Origin of the sequence: Corynebacterium callunae (assembly GCF_046592015.1) — a bacterium.
In the GTDB taxonomy this organism is placed as follows: Bacteria; Actinomycetota; Actinomycetes; order Mycobacteriales; family Mycobacteriaceae; genus Corynebacterium; species Corynebacterium callunae_A.
This window is the reverse complement of sequence record NZ_JAWVOB010000005.1, coordinates 163,820-179,949: the sequence shown is the minus strand read 5'-3', so window position 1 is coordinate 179,949 and position 16,130 is coordinate 163,820. Positions and strand designations below refer to the sequence as shown.

Here is a 16,130-nt window from a genome sequence, read left to right as displayed (position 1 = left end):
ACACGAGTAATACACGTGGCTCAAGCCAAGAAAGTCAGGGGACAGCGCATGGTGATGCAGGGTGTTGGTGGCAGAAAACTAGCCGCAACCGTAATGCTGGTGCGCGACGGGATTATCGACGGACAACCAGACATTGAGGTTTACGTTCAAGAACGTGTCTCCTCAATGCCACATTTCCCGCGCGCAACTGTATTTCCCGGTGGCGGCGTAGATCCCCGGGACTTTCCTGACTACAACCACATGAAGTTCTGGAAAGGACCCACCGCAGAGGAATGGGCTAAAAGGCTCAACACCACCCCGGAAATCGCCCATGCCCTCATCTTCGCCGCTATCCGCGAACTCTTTGAAGAAGCTGGAACACTGCTTGCCGAACACGGCGAAACCGGCAAACTTGTCCAAAACGCCAGCCAGTACCATGATTACCGGCCGCTATTGGAAAGCCATGAGATGTCTCTGACCGAAATGCTCATCAGGGAAAACCTGGTGGTGCGCAGTGATCTCATTGTGCCTTTTGCGAGGTGGGCTAGCCCAGAAGGCGCCGCTGCACGTTTTGATACCTTCACCTTCGTCGCCGTGGAACCTGAAGGCCAATACGCTGATGGCAACACCATGGAAGCATCCTCCACTGGCTATTTCCCGCCTAGCCTTCTGCTCGACGGTTGGCGCGCCGGGTTGCTGCGCTTGGTTATTTCCACCTGGGCTTCGCTTTACGAGCTGAGCAATTTCCACTCCACCGCAGAATTACTGCAGGCCATCGTTGATTTTGATATGAGCCCAGTAGTTGATGATGCAGTGGACAATGAGCGTTATCGCGAGTTTTATGAAACTCCGCGTTTTGAGCGTTTCTAGTTTTAATTAATTTTTCTATGAGCCGGGAGTGCCCATTTGAGTTTTGATGTAGCTGAGGTGCACTTCCTCACAGACAATGCCCCGCAGATTACCGCAGCCACCGCTGACCTGGCTTTAAGTAAGAAGTCAATGATCTCGGACATTGCTGCCCTGCGGGACACCTTTGGGGACCAAGGCCGTGCAGTAGCCGAGCTTGCTGGTGCCCGCCGAAGTGTGGCTGGCAAGCTGCCACAGGAGTGGTTGCTATGCCATGATTCAGCGCAGCAAACTACTCCCATGGCAGTTTCTGCTGAGCGTGCTCGTCGCCTCAAAGAAGCCCTGGGCGAAGGTGTTTTAGTACACGATGTCACCTGCTCAATTGGTACAGAGGGGCATGCTGTCCTTGATGCTGGTTTGCATTATCTAGGTTCTGATATCGATATGCCACGCCTGCTTATGGCGCAATTTAATCTGAGCCTGCACCCCTCTTCGGCAGCTTCAGGCGGCAAGCCAGAGCTACTGCAGGCAGATGCGCTGGTCCCGGCAACAACCGGAGCCGATGTGATCATCGCTGATCCGGCGCGTCGCAACAATGGCCGTCGCATCACTGACCCCGCCCAACTTTTGCCTCCACTGCCGAGCCTGCTTGAAACCTGGTCTAGCACGCCAATTGCCGTTAAATGTGCCCCTGGGGTGGACTTTTCTGGATGGCAGGGCTTGGTGAGCCTGGCTAGTGTAGACGGCGGCGTCAAAGAAGCCTGCCTATATAGCCCGCAGCTGGCGCAAGGGGAGACCCGCGAAGCAGTGGTGATTCGTGGAGATCACCTCGATTGCCTAAATGATCTGCTCGAAGATGGCGGTGGGGAGTCCCTGGCAAGGGAGCCCGGAGATTTTATTATCGATCCCGATGGCGCAATTGTGCGCGCAGGACTAGTTCGCCACTATGCCATCAGGGAAGGCCTGTGGATGCTCGATGATCGTATTGCCTACCTCACTGGCAATAGAATTCCAGAGGGAACCAGCGGTTTTAGATTCCTGGAAGAAGTCCCGCTGAAGAAGTTGAAATCGGCACTGGCTGCCCTGAAGGCTGGCTCGGTAGAGATTTTGGTTCGCGGGGTGGATGTGGATCCAGATCAACTGCGCAAGAAGCTGCAATTAAAGGGCTCGGCACCTTTTGCGGTGGTGGTTACCCGCATTGGCAGTAGGGGAGTTGCGCTAATTTGTGGACCCCGTGAATTTAGTAGCGCTGCCACATTGTAAAACCTGGGCTGGATTAACTAGTCTGTAAGAAATAGACAATGCAGTCTGTATTAGGATTGGCTAAAACCAGGTGCACCGTGGGCATTTTCCGCGGGCGTACCATGGGTGGAAACTTAAAATCTTTTTCTCAAAAAAGACTTATTGGAAGGTGAGTGTGGATGTCCACAATCGTGGTTCTGGTGAAAAATGTTCCAGATACCTGGTCCAAGCGGACCCTAGAAGCTGATTTCACCCTGGATCGTGCAAACGTGGATCGGGTACTCGATGAGATCAATGAGTTTGCACTCGAGCAGGCTCTGCGTCTTAAGGAGTCAAACCCTGACGCTGACTACCGCGTGGTAGCTCTCAGTGCTGGTGCAGCCGGCGCCGATGAGGCACTGCGCAAGGCCTTATCCATGGGTGCTGATGAGGCAATTCAGCTTTCCGACGACGCCCTCGCAGGCTCCGACCTGCTGGGTACCGCATGGGCTTTGAACAACGCCATCAACACCATCCCAGATGTCAGCCTCATCGTGGCAGGATCTGCTTCCTCCGATGGTGCTATGGGCGCACTGCCAGGAGTTTTGGCAGAATACCGCCAGGTTCCAGCACTAACCAACCTTTCTGCTGTTTCTGTTGCTGGCACCACCGTCACAGCCACCCGCATCGACAACCACGGTGTTTATGAGTTGGAAGCAACCTTGCCTGCCATTATCTCCATCTCTGATAAGGCCGATAAGCCACGTTTCCCTAACTTCAAGGGCATTATGGCTGCTAAAAAGGCTGAAATTAAGCAGCTGGGCTTGGCTGAAATTGGCGTTGCCCCAGAGCAGGTTGGCCTGGCACACGCTGCTACCGCCGTCACCGATGCTGCTGATCGTCCAGAGCGCAGCCAGGGTGATGTTATTGGCTCTGCAGGCGCAGCAGCCAAGATCGCCGATTACCTCGCCGCTGAAAACCTCATCTAGCACTTTCTAAAGGAGAACCACTACATGTCTACTTCTTATGTTCTGGTCGAGCAGCTAGATGGCCGCGTCGAACCAACAACCCTTGGACTTATTACCGCAGCCCGCGTTTTTGGCGAGGTCACCGCAGTTGTGGTGGGCGAGCCAGGCAGCGCAGAAGCACTTGCTCCTGAGCTCGGCGCAATGGGTGCAGCAACTGTTGTTGCCGCTACCGTCGCCGGTGCATCAAGCCGCCTGATCCTGCCAGCAGTTGACGCTCTGCACATTTTGGCAGCCAATAACCCAGCTCCCATCGTCATTGCGGCTAATGCTCGTGGCAATGAGATCGCTGGTCGTCTCGCTGCCCGTTTGGCTTCCGGCGTGCTTTGTGACGTTGTTGGCATTAATGCCGATCGCACCGCGCAGCAGTCCATCTTCGGCGATACCATCCAGGTTTCTGCCGCAGTGGGTGGCGATGCACCGCTGTACACCCTGCGTGCAGGTGCCGTCGATGGCCAAGCACAGGCAGCTGCTGGCACCCTGGCTCAGCTGGAGCTCCCAGCTGCAACCGCCAAGGATGTTACTGTTAGCTCCTTCAAGGAGGCAGCACAGAGTGCCCGCCCAGAATTGCCACAGGCCAAGGTTGTTATTGCCGGCGGTCGTGGCGTGGGCAGCGAAGAAAACTTCCGCAGCATTGTGGAACCACTAGCAGACGCCCTCGGCGGTGCTGTGGGAGCTACCCGTGACGCTGTTGACCTCGGCTATTACCCGGGCGAATATCAGGTGGGACAAACCGGTGTTACGGTATCTCCAGACCTGTACATCGGTTTGGGTGTGTCTGGCGCAATCCAGCACATCTCCGGAATGCAGACCGCCAAGAAGGTCATTGTTATCAATAATGATGAGGATGCACCAATCTTCCAGATCGCCGACCTCGGCGTTGTGGGTGACCTCTTCGAGATTGCTCCGCAACTGATCGAGGAGATCAACAAGCGCAAGTAGGAGCTTTGAACACTTTTTATATGGACCATGCAGCCACCACACCTATGCGTGAGGTGGCTGCTGCCACGTGGATGGAATATGCCCAATCGCTCAACCCCGCCAGCCAATATGGCTCCGGCCGCCGAGCGCGCAGTGTGGCAGATTCCGCCCGTGAAGAAATCGCATCACTATTGGGCTGCGAGCCAATCGAGGTTATTTTCACCGCGTCGGGCACTGAAGCAGACAATTTGGCAGTTAGGGGACTTTTCCAGTCTTCGTCGCTCAACCGCGTGGTTTCCACCGCGATTGAGCACCCGGCGGTGCTGGAAACGGTAAAAGCCTTGGGTGTCGAAGGCGCACAGGTGGACTTATTGCCCATCGGCGCTGATGGTCGCGTATCCTCCTTTGAGCTTTTACAAGAACCTGCAGCCGTGGCAGCCATGATGTGGGCAAATAATGAAACTGGTGCCATTCAGCCGGTATCTGAGTTCATTGCCGCAGCTCAGGCCACTGGCACGCCGACCCACATTGATGCGGTGCAAGTTGTTGGCCACCTGCCGGTCAATTTTGACCAGCTGGGCGTGACCACGCTGGCCGCGTCTGCGCATAAATTCGGCGGACCCCGCGGCGTTGGCTTGCTGCTGGCCAAGCGTTCACCTGCGCCTTCTGCCGTGCTGCACGGCGGTGGCCAGGAGCGTGGCATCCGCCCGGGCACCCTAGACGTTGCCGGTGCGGCCGCTACCGCAGCCGCATTGCGCGAGGCAGTGAGCGAGATCGAAGCGGAGGATCAACGTTTGCGGGGCCTAAAGGCCACGCTTCTCGACGGAATCCTGGCGCAGATCGACAACGTGATGGTCCATACCACCGAACCAAGCCTGCCTGGACACCTGCATCTTTCTTTCCCAGGTGCCGAAGGCGATAGCCTGATTATGCTCTTGGATTCCCTGCGCATTGAGGCTTCCACTGGTTCTGCATGTTCCAATGGCGTTAACCGCGCTAGCCACGTGCTGCTGGCAATGGGCATCACCGAAGCAGATGCGCGCGGCGCTATTCGCTTCACTTTGGGACGCAATACCACCGAAGAATCTATTACTGCGGTTCTTAATGTTATTGCAGATGTAGTATCCCGAGCTCGTACCGCTGGCATGGCTTTTTAAACAAGTGGGGCGCCAACTTTCTTAGGCACCCCATGAACGTCGGCGGAAGCTAAGAATGCGCTTGAGGTCTCGAATCTCGCGTTGCTGAAAGTTTCCCGCCTCTGTGATTTTTTGTGCTGCGGGTTCTGTAGCTTGCAAAGCAGCATTGGCTATGGTCAGGGCTGATTTTGGGGGCAGGCCAATGGCGGCACAAAAACTCAGAAACTTCTTTTGGCTGAGATTTTGCTTGGATCCTTGGATTTCTAAAGCCATTGAAGTATCCCCATGAATCGCGGTGCAGGGGATGTCATAAATGGGACTGATTTCAAAACCGCGCCCAGCATTTAGAATTGAAATGTTTTTGGCGTGCAGGTCTCCGTTTCCGCTGAGCCACGCAAATGCAATCTGGAAAGCTAGATTTCGCATCGCCAATCTTGGAGTAGTACACACTTTTCCCAAAGCCTCGGCGATTTCTTCATAGCTCACGTTGTACTTATCGGCTGGCCAGATGCCCAACACTTGGGCAGCATCTTCAACCGGTATTTTTCCTTGAGGAGTGCGGTCAAAGCGGTGAACTAACAACCCCGAAAGTCCATTTTTATCGTGGAGCACCTTTACGTGTGAAAACTTTATGCGCAACTTGTTGTTGTGGAGGAGCCCATAACAAGCCGCTTCATTCTCGACCAAATAGGGATACTCAGGTGGTGAAACCTTAAGGATCGCATCACCTGCCAAAGGCACTGCGATGGTTCGAGCGGAAGCCTTATCCTGTGCACCTGCAAGTGCAACTGGGTCGGCGATTCCAGATTCATTGAGTGCGCTGGCGAAGTTGAGGTCTTTATCAATCGTGACCATTGCCTGCGCTGAGTGAGGTTTTTCGCCGTGTGGGAATATTGACACAGCTCCTACAGGATCGGAACCAACTGCCAAAAGGAAAGAAAGCTCATCATCTGCAGAAGTCTTAATACTTCTTCTCAGCGCGCTTAATCGTCGCCCTTCGGGAAGTAAACCTGCAAAAAATGGGGGCAGGGCGCCAGCACGAGTGATCACCGGTTCAGAAGTAAGTGGCAGTGACGTAGCTATAGGTGGCTGATCGCTGCTCAAATACTCCTCGGTATAGGAAAAAATGGTCTCATTATTCACTCGAGTGAAATGAGCAGCCAAGATGTCTTTGAACCAAATATCTGCAATGGGGTTCACTGTTGGTGCCTCAATGGATCATGGAGTCTAATGGTGATTTCCAAGCCTAAGATGCTTAAAACATCAATAACTTTGTCCAAACGGACCGTTGTCTTCCCCTTTTCGACATCTCGAATAAAGCGTTCTGATACCTCGGCAAGCTCGGCCAGCTCAGCTTGTCGAAGATTTAGTTCTTTGCGGCCCTGCAGAATCGCCTGGCCAATTTCTTCCGCGGACATGGTCATCCTCACAACTTCTCCGGCACGATCGTGCCGTTTTTTAAGTTTATTCGTGTTTTAGAATTTAAACAAGGGTAAATCGGCACGATCATGCCGATATTGATGTATTTTGTCTAAGTTGTGGGCAAAATAGGCAAAAACGGAGCGTTCGTGCCGGTTTCATTGATGTTGCTATTCTTGTCGAATATGAGCACCTTCCACATTCGGGCTGAAGAATCGCGCGATTTTAGGACAATTTATGAGGTCACCGAGGCGGCCTTTGCCGGAATTGATCATGCTGCTGGTACGGAACAGGAAATCGTCGACAAGCTTCGCGCTGCACAGGCGCTGAGCCTCTCCGCGGTGGCCGAGGAAAATGGCGAGATTATTGGCCATATCGCAGCCTCTGAGGTGCTGATCGGCGGTGGCGCGCAGGGCTGGTTCGGGATTGGGCCGGTAAGTGTGCGCCCGGATAAGCAGCAGCAAGGTGTGGGTTTTGCCCTGATGGGTTATGCACTGGATCAGCTGCGGGCCGATGGTGCAAGCGGCGTCGTGGTCGTAGGGGGCCCTGGATATTATCGACGTTTTGGCTTTGAGGTGGTGCCAGGTTTGGTCTATCCGCAGGCGCCGCCCGAGTATTTTATGGCTGCACGTTTGGCTGCCCCGGAGTTTCCGCAGGGTATTGTGGAGTATCACTCGGCGTTTGGGGAGTAGCGGGTTCATCGTGGCGGGGATGGGCGCCGGAGGCAAATTTCCGCACCCAGCTCTCATCCTTATACTGCGCTGGAACGCCACCACCGAGCAGCTCGCGGGTGATCGCAGAGGCTTCGGTGCTGGTGGAGCTAAAGAATTCAGTATCTGAACCCAGGAGGATGATATTGCCGTAGCGACGACCTTTAAGCATCGGGGGATCAGCAATGACAGCAACATGCTGGAAAACCTCCATCATGCCGGCCAGCTCAGTCTTTGCCCCGCGCAGATCGGAGTGATCGCCACAATTGGCAATATAAAGCCCGCCTGTGGCCAGACCGCGTTGGCAATGCTCAAAAAACTCCACGGTGGTGAAGTTTTCCGGGGTGACAGCTCCGGCAAACACATCGCGAATAATGACATCGCGGCTTCCAGGGGTAAATGATTCGGCAACTGCGCGGGCATCGTCCACCCGAATCTTCACGCGGGGAGCGCGGGGAATATCAAACCATTCGCGAGCCAGGCGAGCTAATTCCGCATCCAATTCCACCACGGTGTTTCGTGATTGTGGGTAGACATCCGCAAAATACCGCGCCATAGTGCAGGCGCCTCCGCCGAGGTGAGTGATGCGCAGCTTTGAGGCATCGAGGTGGGCGTCAATAAAGGCGCGGGCGCCCGTGGCAATCCACCGCATATATTCAAACTCCAGCGCCTGCGGTTGGCCCAGCACAATATGGGAGCTAGGAACTCCATTAATGCTGATTAGCCAGCCATCGGTGGTATAGGAATCAGCCTCTAGCTCGATGACCGAGTATTCACCCTCATAGGTGCCGGCAACGGGACCGGAGGTGGTGGAAGAGTTGGACTGTTCGGGGGCGTGTTTTTTGCGGGCCACTGTGTGCTTTCTGGGATTGTCTGTAGTTGTTTATGGGGGCTGCTGGCTTAGGTAATGGGGCGGTGGTGGGCGTTGCTCAGTAAATGTTCGCGCATATAGGGCAGGGTGAAATTGAGATAGCCATATTTAGGAACTTGAATAAGCCCGCGTCTAAGCAGCTGCTTACGTTGCATGGACAAGGCGTTGGGCTTGACATTCATGAGGTTTGCGATATCTCCAGTAGATACCATCTCGCCATCTTGTGATAATTGGGCAATGGCATACAGAATGGTGAGTTCACCATCTGGCACCTGATGCAGGCTTGGTTCGTGCACCTGCATGCCCATGCGGCGGATTACCTCTGTGCGCACGGCTTCAACCTCGCGGGCAGCAATAAGCTCGGTGTTGTTCAGGTTGCTTTGGGCCCAGGCCAAAGAGCCGGTGAGCTGCATGGAATAGGGATATCCATTGCTGATTGTTGCCGCTAGTTCGGCAGCCTCCATGGACATCTGCTTGCCACCTTCGGCGGTGGTGTCAATAAACATATGCACGGAATCGGCATGTTCAACCGGGCTGAGCAGGATGCGTTCCGCGCGACGAATAAAGGTGGTGCCCTCATGCTGGAGCAGGCGATCAATTCCCTCTGGCAGGCCTGCTGCCACCAGCGCGATATCAAAATCATCGCGGAGCAGATCCTGGACGGCAGTGGCTAGCACGTGGAGTTGATCTACCTGCGCACTTTGGAGTTCATCAAGGGTGATGAGGATACCGGAGCCCCGTTTTTGAAGCATGCTGCCAAGTTCACGCAACCGGTAAATAAGTGTTGGGGTGGGATCCTTTTTATAAGGATCAGCAATGGCAGTCACTGTGGCAATGCCTGGAATGGAGACACTGCTGAGCATGCGTTTGGACTGTGGGCCATCAAGCTGCTGCAATGCGGTCGGGATGGCTGAGTTAATAAGAGCATCCACCATGGAAGCATCTGGGTAGGCGCGTAAAGTAATCCAGCCTTGGGAGGCGGTGGCATCTTCGAACTCATTAAGCAGTACCGTTTTGCCCATGCCGCGAGATCCTGAGATAAGGAGGGCGCGGAAGGGGCTGCCCGGGCCTTCTGCCAAACCAAGGCGGAAAGACTGCAGGAGGGAATCGCGTCCGGCCAAGACTGTGGGTGAGACGCCGAAGGTGGGGCGGAAAGGATTGCGAGCTGCCATGGAAAGCACCTTCCTTAAGGAGGGCTAGTAAGTTTTAGATCTTTTAGAAGCTTATATCGAGTTTAGAACTTTTAGAACTTCCCGGGGTGATTAGATCTTTTAGAGCTCCCACACTCCCGTCCGCGCGTCCTCCAGGGTGCAGGGCACCGCGCTGCGGGAGGCGCGGTGGCTCGGGGCGTCGAAAAGCGTAAAAATTTAAAAAATTCGGGATTTTGGGAACACAGGATTAGGCTACGTTGTTGTTACTAAAATGAGGAGCCTGGTTTCAGGCCCATTATTTTATTTATTTTTTGAAGAGGGGAGATCATGCGGGTTCTTGCAGCAATGAGTGGAGGCGTTGATTCCGCTGTGGCAGCAGCGCGTGCGGTGGCGGCTGGTCATGAGGTGATCGGCGTGCATCTCGCGCTATCGCAGGATCCGCAGACGGTTCGCGAATCTTCCAGGGGCTGTTGTTCCTTGGAGGATTCCGCCGATGCTCGCCGCGTGTGCGATAAGCTTGGCATCCCTTTTTATGTCTGGGATTTCTCCGATCGTTTTAAAGAAGATGTTATCGATAACTTCATCGAGTCCTATGCCATCGGTGAAACCCCTAATCCCTGCCTGCGTTGTAATGAGAAGATCAAGTTTGCAGCCTTGCTAGAGCGCGGTATTGCCCTTGGTTTTGATGCTGTGGTCACCGGTCACTACGCACGCTTGACTCAGCCTGCAGATGGTGGCGATGGCTACCTGCGTCGCGGTGTGGACCCCAACAAGGATCAGTCCTATGTGTTGGGTGTGCTGGGCGCTCATGAAATTGAGCACTGCATGTTCCCAGTTGGAGATACCGTCAAGCCGAAGATCCGCGAAGAGGCAGCTGCGTCTGGTTTCTCTGTGGCGAAGAAGCCTGATTCCTATGACATTTGCTTTATTCCCGATGGCAATACCCAGGCCTTCTTGGGCAAGCACATTGGTATGCGCCCTGGCATGATTGTTGACCAGGAAGGCACTAAGTTGCGCGAGCATGCCGGAGTGCATGAATTCACCATTGGTCAACGCAAGGGACTTGATATTAAGGCTCCTGCTGCTGATGGTCGCCCACGCTATGTCACTGACATTAACGCTGCTACCGGTACCGTCACCGTCGGAAGCCGCGAAAACCTCAATGTGTCAACCATCCACGCTGATCGCCTCAAGTTCCTGCACCCAGCTATGGACGGTGAGATTGCCTGCGAGGTTCAGGTGCGTGCACATGGTGGGGTAGTTGCCTGTGATGCCAGCGTCGATCGCGACGGTGATTTCATGGTGCTCAAGCTCAAGGAGCCGCTATCTGGCGTTGCCCGTGGCCAAGCTGCCGTGCTCTACCTGCCAGACCCCGGGGGCGATATTGTGCTCGGCTCCGGCACTATCTGCGCCACGGAGTCCTAAAAAACTATGTCTGCGTATGGTCTCGGCGAGCTACCTGGAACCTCGGTTTTTGAAGCCGCCAACATTATTGAGGGTGAAACCGGCCAGCTGCTGCACCTGCCACAATTGCCGGCGCGCGGACTAGGCGCCGATCAAATTGGCCGCAGTATTGGTCTGCTTGACACCCTCAATGTGGCGCGCGGTCCGCGTTCCTGGGTGATGAGCACCCGACCAAGCAGACTAAGCCACCGCACACTGGACTTTCTCAAAGGTGACCTAGATACCTGTGAGGAAGTCTGGGGCACCTCCCTGGACACGATCAAAGTGCAGGTTGCAGGCCCGTGGACCCTTGGCGCACGCATTGAGCTCAGCAATGGCCACCGCGTGCTAACCGACCGCGGCGCCATGCGGGACCTCACCGAGGCACTGATCGAAGGCATCAACGCCCATAAAAGCGAAGTAGCGCGGCGGTTCCGCGCCGAAGTTCAGGTACAAATTGATGAGCCTGACCTAGCAACGCTTATCGACGGAAAACTCGAGGGCACATCCACCTTTGATACCATCGCAGCCGTCCGCATCCCGGATATCAATGAACGCCTGCACCAAGTATTTTCTGCTCTTGGCGGCGTAAGCTATCTCAACCTCACCGGACAAAACCCATCCTGGGAAGTAGCCCGTGGAGCAGGAGCCGGAACTGTTCAGGTATCGATGGAGCAGGTCCGAGGAGCTGCCCATCTTGATGACTTTGGTGAAACTCTTGCCTCTGGTGTGCGACTGGGTATGGGTGTGACTGATCCTTCGGATGTGGTGGATGAGCTTTTGGAAAATCCACGGGCTAAGGCGGTAGCCATTGCTAAATTCTTTGATGAAATTGGCCTAAGCCGCAGCCATTTGCTTAGTGATATTGACATTCACCCGCGCAGTGCGCTGCTGGAGGGGCAAACCTCCGATGCAACACCTGCGTACCGCATGGCGCGGGTGGTCTCTGAGATGTTGGAAAAAGACGCGGGCGACCTTTAGGTCTTTAGCTTTTAGCCTTTAGCTTTTGGGGCGTGCTTATTTGCGCCTTCTGCCAACAGTGAGGCAATAACGCCAATCACCAACACTCCGACTGCCAGCAAGATTGCCTGGCCAAAGGCAGCACCGGTTTCACCCGCAGCAAGGCGGGTTTGTAGAACTGCGCCGATGGCAGCAGCACCAATGACACAGCCAATCTGACGGGTGGTGTTAAACACTCCAGATCCTGCGCCCATCATTTGCGGTGCTAGATCGCGCATAGTGGAGGTGGAGTTTGGTGCCCAGACAAAGGCATTGCCCACACCTAAGAAGAACAGCGCAACCAATGCCCAGGCGATATGCAGCTCGAAGATCATCACTAGGGCCAGGCCCAAAATAGAGAGCGCTACGGTGCCAAAGCCGAACGCTGCCAAAATATTGGGGTTGGAGCGATCAACCAATTTGCCCACAAAGGGTGAGAGGATCGCTGCGGTTGCTGCCTGCGGAATGATCATCATGCCTGCGTGCATGGGATCCATACCGTGTACCTGCTGGAAATACATCATCATCGGCAGTGGGGTTCCAGCCACGGTAAAACCCATGGCAGCAATACAGATATTGCCCAAGCTGAAGTTACGGATTCTAAAAATCCCTAGCGGAATAAGCGGATCCTGGCCTGCCTTTTCAATGATGCTTTGCTGTTTAATAAACCAGATAAATAGCGACACAGAGGCCAGTAACATGAGCCAAATCCACGGCGCCCAATGGGCGTTTTCGCCCTCTTGAAGGGCAAAGACCAGCAAGAATACTGCACCCACCGATAAAAGAATCGAAAGCAGATCAAGAGGCCTGGTATGAGGTGGGAAGGCTGGAACAAACTTCAACACCGCCCAGATGGAGAGCACTCCAATAGGAACGTTGATAAAGAAGACCCACTGCCAACCCCAGTTCTCGGTGATCACACCTCCCAGGAGTGGCCCCGCCAAGGACGCAAGCCCCGCTGTTGTGCCCCAGATTCCCAATGCAGCGCCACGGCGTTCCCGGGCAAAAATGCGGTTGATTGTGGCCATTGTTTGAGGGGTAAGCAGCGCTGCGCCAAAGCCTTGGAATCCGCGGGCAATAATCAGCGTCAACATATCAGGCGCAAGCCCGCAGGCCAGTGAACTTAAGGTAAAAAGCGCCATGCCGGCGGCATAGACGTTTTTAGGCCCGTATTTATCGCCCAAGCGTCCGGTGACCAGCAGGGGGACGGCAAAGGTGAGCAAATAGATTGAGGTGACCCAGATGACCTCGTTATAGGAGGCACCCATGTCTGCTTGGAGCGCAGGAGTAGAGACCGCAACGATGGTTTGGTCCAGCAGAATCATAAAAAATCCTACGCACAGCGCAATTAGTGCTGGCCACGCATCTTTTTCCGGCAGGGGCATCGCCGGGTAGCTCTTGCCACCCTGGACAATAGGTGGTTCTAGATGGTCTTTAGCCACAATGTGCCAATCTTTTAGGAATTATCCGAGCTCTAGTTTTTCTGAAAGGCGAGGTTAGTCGCCCTGGGTTTGAACCGGCCAGGAAGTATTCACGCTGGCTCCATCGCGGCCTTGACCAATGAAGTAATTGCGCAGGCCAATCTGGGATTCGTAATAACCTACTGCTTGCAGCTCCATTAATTCCTCACCGCTCATGGTGGCAAGTTCTGGCCAAATCCTGATCTGCTTCCAGGCAATGCGCGCTGCTGCCAGGGCATCTGCGGTGGCCTCGTGAGCACTGCCAATTTGTACCTCATAGTGCGCGCAAAGATCACTTAAGGTGCGCTTGCCTTTGCGGTAGGGATCTTTGATTTTATCGATGGTGAAAGGATCATAAACTAGGCCATCAACTGTAAAGGAAGGCTGCTGGCTGCGCAGTACGGTGAGGTCATAGGGCGCGTTATAAATGATCACGGCTTGACCTTGTTGCCAACCCTTTTGCAGGGAGGTGATGGTTTCGGCCAAGACTTTATCATGCGGGAGGCCGTGCTCGCGGGCGTATTCGGTGGTAATGCCGTGGATGGCGGTGGCGCTGGCAGGGATTTCTACGCCGGGATCAGCCAACATCTCAACAGGCTGCGCACCTGCTTTGGTGATGCTTACTAATGCGGAGGTAACAATGCGCGCCTCAAAAGGTTGGGCCGAGGTGGTCTCCAAGTCAAAGGAGAGCATATTGCTGGGATCAAAGGAGGGGAGAGTGGAATGAGAAGCATGTGGTGTGTTCATAGACTCCAACCCTAATCAACGCACCGGACAGCGGGTGCCCCCGGGGCTTGATGGGGAGCCAGAATCATTCATGTCCGCGCAGGTATTAGAATCGGGAGCCGTGACTGAAGATAATGCTCAATTGCGCAGAACCTGGAATGACCTCGCTGAAAAGGTTCGCTATCACCGCGACCTTTATTACAACCAGCAGCCAGAGATCACCGACGCCGACTTTGATGCCCTCTTTAAACAGCTGCAACAATTGGAAAAGGATTATCCTGAACTCGCCGTTCCAGATAGCCCCACCAAAGAGGTAGGCGCGCCCATTGCTGAGCAATCCAGCTTTGATAATGTCACCCACTTGGAAAGAATGCTCAGCCTCGACAATGTTTTTGATGAACAAGAACTGCGCGATTGGTTGAGCAGAACCCCAGCAAAGCAATATCTCACCGAGCTAAAAATTGATGGACTTTCCATTGACCTGGTTTACCGCAATGGCGTGCTCGAGCGCGCCGCCACCCGTGGTGATGGTCGAATCGGCGAGGATATTACCGCTAATGCCCGGGTTATTGAGGATATTCCGCATGAGCTTAAAGCAACTGCAGATTATCCGCTGCCAGCTGTGCTGGAAATCCGCGGCGAGGTGTTTATTCCCGTGGAAGATTTCTCCGAGGTCAATGCCCAGCGCATTGCTGAAGGTGGCAAGCCTTTTGCCAACCCGCGAAATGCTGCCGCAGGTTCCTTGCGTCAAAAGAACACTGAAGACGTCAAAAAGCGTCGCCTGCGGATGATTAGCCATGGCATTGGTTTCACCGAAGGCTTTAGCCCGGCTTCCCAGCACGATGCCTATTTGGCGCTCTCGGCTTGGGGTCTGCCCACCTCGCCTTATACCGAGGCCGTCACTGATCCGGAAACTGTCGTGGAGAAGGTGAAATATTGGGCCGATCACCGCCATGCTGCCCTGCATGAAATGGACGGCCTGGTGATCAAGGTGGATGATATTGCCTCCCAGCGCGAACTTGGCGCCACCAGTCGAGCTCCCCGCTGGGCCATAGCCTATAAGTACCCACCGGAGGAAGTCACCACCAAGCTGCTTGATATTCAGGTGGGCGTGGGCCGAACCGGAAGAGTGACGCCTTTTGCTGTGATGGAGCCAGTTTTTGTGGCCGGTTCCACCGTGTCCATGGCAACTTTGCACAATCAAAGCGAAGTTAAGCGCAAAGGCGTGCTTATTGGCGATACCGTGGTTATTCGAAAAGCCGGCGAGGTCATCCCAGAAGTTCTGGGTCCGGTGGTGGAATTGCGCGATGGCAGCGAACGCGAGTTTGTCTTCCCCAGCCAGTGCCCAGAATGTGGCACCACCTTGGCTCCGGCAAAAGCAGATGATGTGGATTGGCGTTGCCCCAATAGTCAAAGCTGCCCCGGTCAGCTCACTACGCGCTTGACCTATTTGGCTGGTCGTGGCGCTTTTGATATTGAAGCGTTGGGTGAGAAGGGCGCAGAAGATCTTATCCGCAGTGGCATTCTTGTTGATGAATCCGGCATTTTTGACCTCACCGAGGAAGACCTGCTCAAGTCCTCGGTGTACACCACCAAAGCCGGAAAGGTGAATGCCTCCGGCAAAAAACTCCTGCGCAACCTGCAAGAATCTAAAAACACCGACCTCTGGCGCGTACTGGTTTCACTATCAATTAGGCACGTGGGCCCCACCGCCGCGCGCGCCCTTGCCGGCCGCTACCGCTCCATCAAGGCGCTTGTCGACGCACCCTTGGAGGAGCTTGCAGAAACTGAGGGAGTAGGCGCCATTATTGCGCAGTCCTTCAAAGAGTGGTTCGAGGTGGATTGGCATCGCAATATCGTTGGTACCTGGGCTGCAGCTGGTGTCACCATGGAAGAGGAAGCCGGTGAACAAGCAGAACAAACTCTGGCTGGCTTAACCATCGTGGTCACCGGAGGTTTGGAAGGCTTTACCCGCGATTCGGTAAAAGAAGCCATTATTTCCCGGGGCGGTAAGGCTTCAGGTTCGGTGTCTAAAAAGACTGATTATGTGGTGGTGGGCGAAAACGCCGGTTCCAAGGCTACCAAGGCGGAAGAATTGGGGATCAAAATCCTCGATGAGGAAGGCTTTGTCCAGCTTTTGGAAAATGGCCCTCAGGAATAACCCTGAACGCATATAACGGGGGTAGGGGAAATCCCTAACTTTGTATTTCTATATGACTTCAA

General features: G+C 54.5%; 15 protein-coding genes. 9 read left to right on the top strand and 6 right to left on the bottom strand.

The features are described from left to right. Positions 1-48 precede the first annotated feature (48 nt). The 5 genes from SFC07_RS07650 to SFC07_RS07630 all read left to right on the top strand — a co-directional run bounded on the left by SFC07_RS07650 (position 49) and on the right by SFC07_RS07630 (position 5,149). Entirely contained in the window at positions 49-849 is an 801-nt protein-coding gene (locus SFC07_RS07650; protein ID WP_411207677.1) for an NUDIX hydrolase, read from the top strand. 36 nt (positions 850-885) lie between these two features. Continuing rightward, positions 886-2,088 (top strand): THUMP-like domain-containing protein, encoded by a 1,203-nt coding sequence (locus SFC07_RS07645; protein WP_411207634.1) that lies wholly within the window; start codon positions 886-888, stop codon positions 2,086-2,088. A 158-nt stretch (positions 2,089-2,246) separates the two neighbouring features. Next, complete coding sequence (locus SFC07_RS07640; RefSeq protein ID WP_411207633.1) at positions 2,247-3,035, top strand: electron transfer flavoprotein subunit beta/FixA family protein; 789 nt, start codon at positions 2,247-2,249, stop codon at positions 3,033-3,035. Between the two features lie 24 nt (positions 3,036-3,059). Beyond that, positions 3,060-4,013: an electron transfer flavoprotein subunit alpha/FixB family protein gene (locus SFC07_RS07635; protein WP_411207632.1), complete on the top strand. Its 954-nt coding sequence runs from the start codon at positions 3,060-3,062 to the stop codon at positions 4,011-4,013. 5 nt (positions 4,014-4,018) lie between these two features. Further along, positions 4,019-5,149: a cysteine desulfurase family protein gene (locus SFC07_RS07630; RefSeq protein ID WP_411207631.1), complete on the top strand. Its 1,131-nt coding sequence runs from the start codon at positions 4,019-4,021 to the stop codon at positions 5,147-5,149. 21 nt (positions 5,150-5,170) lie between these two features. Here SFC07_RS07630 and SFC07_RS07625 read toward each other — a convergent pair whose 3' ends face one another. Both SFC07_RS07625 and SFC07_RS07620 read right to left on the bottom strand, forming a co-directional pair. After that, the gene (locus tag SFC07_RS07625; protein WP_411207630.1) at positions 5,171-6,328 is read right to left on the bottom strand and encodes a type II toxin-antitoxin system HipA family toxin; all 1,158 of its coding nucleotides are present in this window, start codon (positions 6,326-6,328) and stop codon (positions 5,171-5,173) included. Further along, positions 6,325-6,546, bottom strand: a complete 222-nt coding sequence (locus SFC07_RS07620) for a helix-turn-helix transcriptional regulator (RefSeq protein ID WP_411207629.1) — start codon at positions 6,544-6,546, stop codon at positions 6,325-6,327. The genes SFC07_RS07625 and SFC07_RS07620 overlap by 4 nt, the downstream gene beginning before the upstream one ends. A 186-nt stretch (positions 6,547-6,732) precedes the next feature. On the opposite strand from SFC07_RS07620, the gene SFC07_RS07615 reads away from it, so the two are divergent. Further along, positions 6,733-7,239 carry a GNAT family N-acetyltransferase gene (locus SFC07_RS07615; RefSeq protein ID WP_411207628.1) on the top strand — a complete coding sequence of 169 codons (507 nt, stop codon included), beginning with the start codon at positions 6,733-6,735 and terminating at the stop codon, positions 7,237-7,239. Here the strand turns inward: SFC07_RS07615 and SFC07_RS07610 are convergent. Both SFC07_RS07610 and SFC07_RS07605 read right to left on the bottom strand, forming a co-directional pair. Continuing rightward, positions 7,166-8,110, bottom strand: a complete 945-nt coding sequence (locus tag SFC07_RS07610) for a spermidine synthase (protein ID WP_411207627.1) — start codon at positions 8,108-8,110, stop codon at positions 7,166-7,168. The two genes, SFC07_RS07615 and SFC07_RS07610, sit on opposite strands and share 74 nt — an antisense overlap. A gap of 47 nt (positions 8,111-8,157) precedes the next feature. Next, positions 8,158-9,300, bottom strand: a complete 1,143-nt coding sequence (locus tag SFC07_RS07605; protein ID WP_411207626.1) for an AAA family ATPase — start codon at positions 9,298-9,300, stop codon at positions 8,158-8,160. 306 nt (positions 9,301-9,606) lie between these two features. On the opposite strand from SFC07_RS07605, the gene mnmA reads away from it, so the two are divergent. Beyond that, the gene (mnmA, locus tag SFC07_RS07600) at positions 9,607-10,704 is read left to right on the top strand and encodes a tRNA 2-thiouridine(34) synthase MnmA (RefSeq protein ID WP_411207625.1); all 1,098 of its coding nucleotides are present in this window, start codon (positions 9,607-9,609) and stop codon (positions 10,702-10,704) included. A gap of 6 nt (positions 10,705-10,710) precedes the next feature. Beyond that, positions 10,711-11,703 carry a hypothetical protein gene (locus tag SFC07_RS07595; RefSeq protein ID WP_411207624.1) on the top strand — a complete coding sequence of 331 codons (993 nt, stop codon included), beginning with the start codon at positions 10,711-10,713 and terminating at the stop codon, positions 11,701-11,703. An 11-nt stretch (positions 11,704-11,714) separates the two neighbouring features. Here SFC07_RS07595 and SFC07_RS07590 read toward each other — a convergent pair whose 3' ends face one another. Beyond that, complete coding sequence (locus SFC07_RS07590; protein WP_411207676.1) at positions 11,715-13,106, bottom strand: DHA2 family efflux MFS transporter permease subunit; 1,392 nt, start codon at positions 13,104-13,106, stop codon at positions 11,715-11,717. Positions 13,107-13,217: 111 nt separating this feature from the next. Further along, a complete protein-coding gene (locus SFC07_RS07585) occupies positions 13,218-13,928 on the bottom strand; it encodes a 3'-5' exonuclease (protein ID WP_411207623.1) in 711 nt (236 codons plus the stop codon). Positions 13,929-14,028: 100 nt separating this feature from the next. Here SFC07_RS07585 and ligA point away from each other — a divergent pair, with 100 nt between their 5' ends. Further along, on the top strand, positions 14,029-16,068 hold the full coding sequence (gene ligA, locus SFC07_RS07580; RefSeq protein ID WP_411207622.1) for an NAD-dependent DNA ligase LigA: 2,040 nt from the start codon (positions 14,029-14,031) through the stop codon (positions 16,066-16,068). The last annotated feature ends 62 nt before the right edge of the window (positions 16,069-16,130 follow it).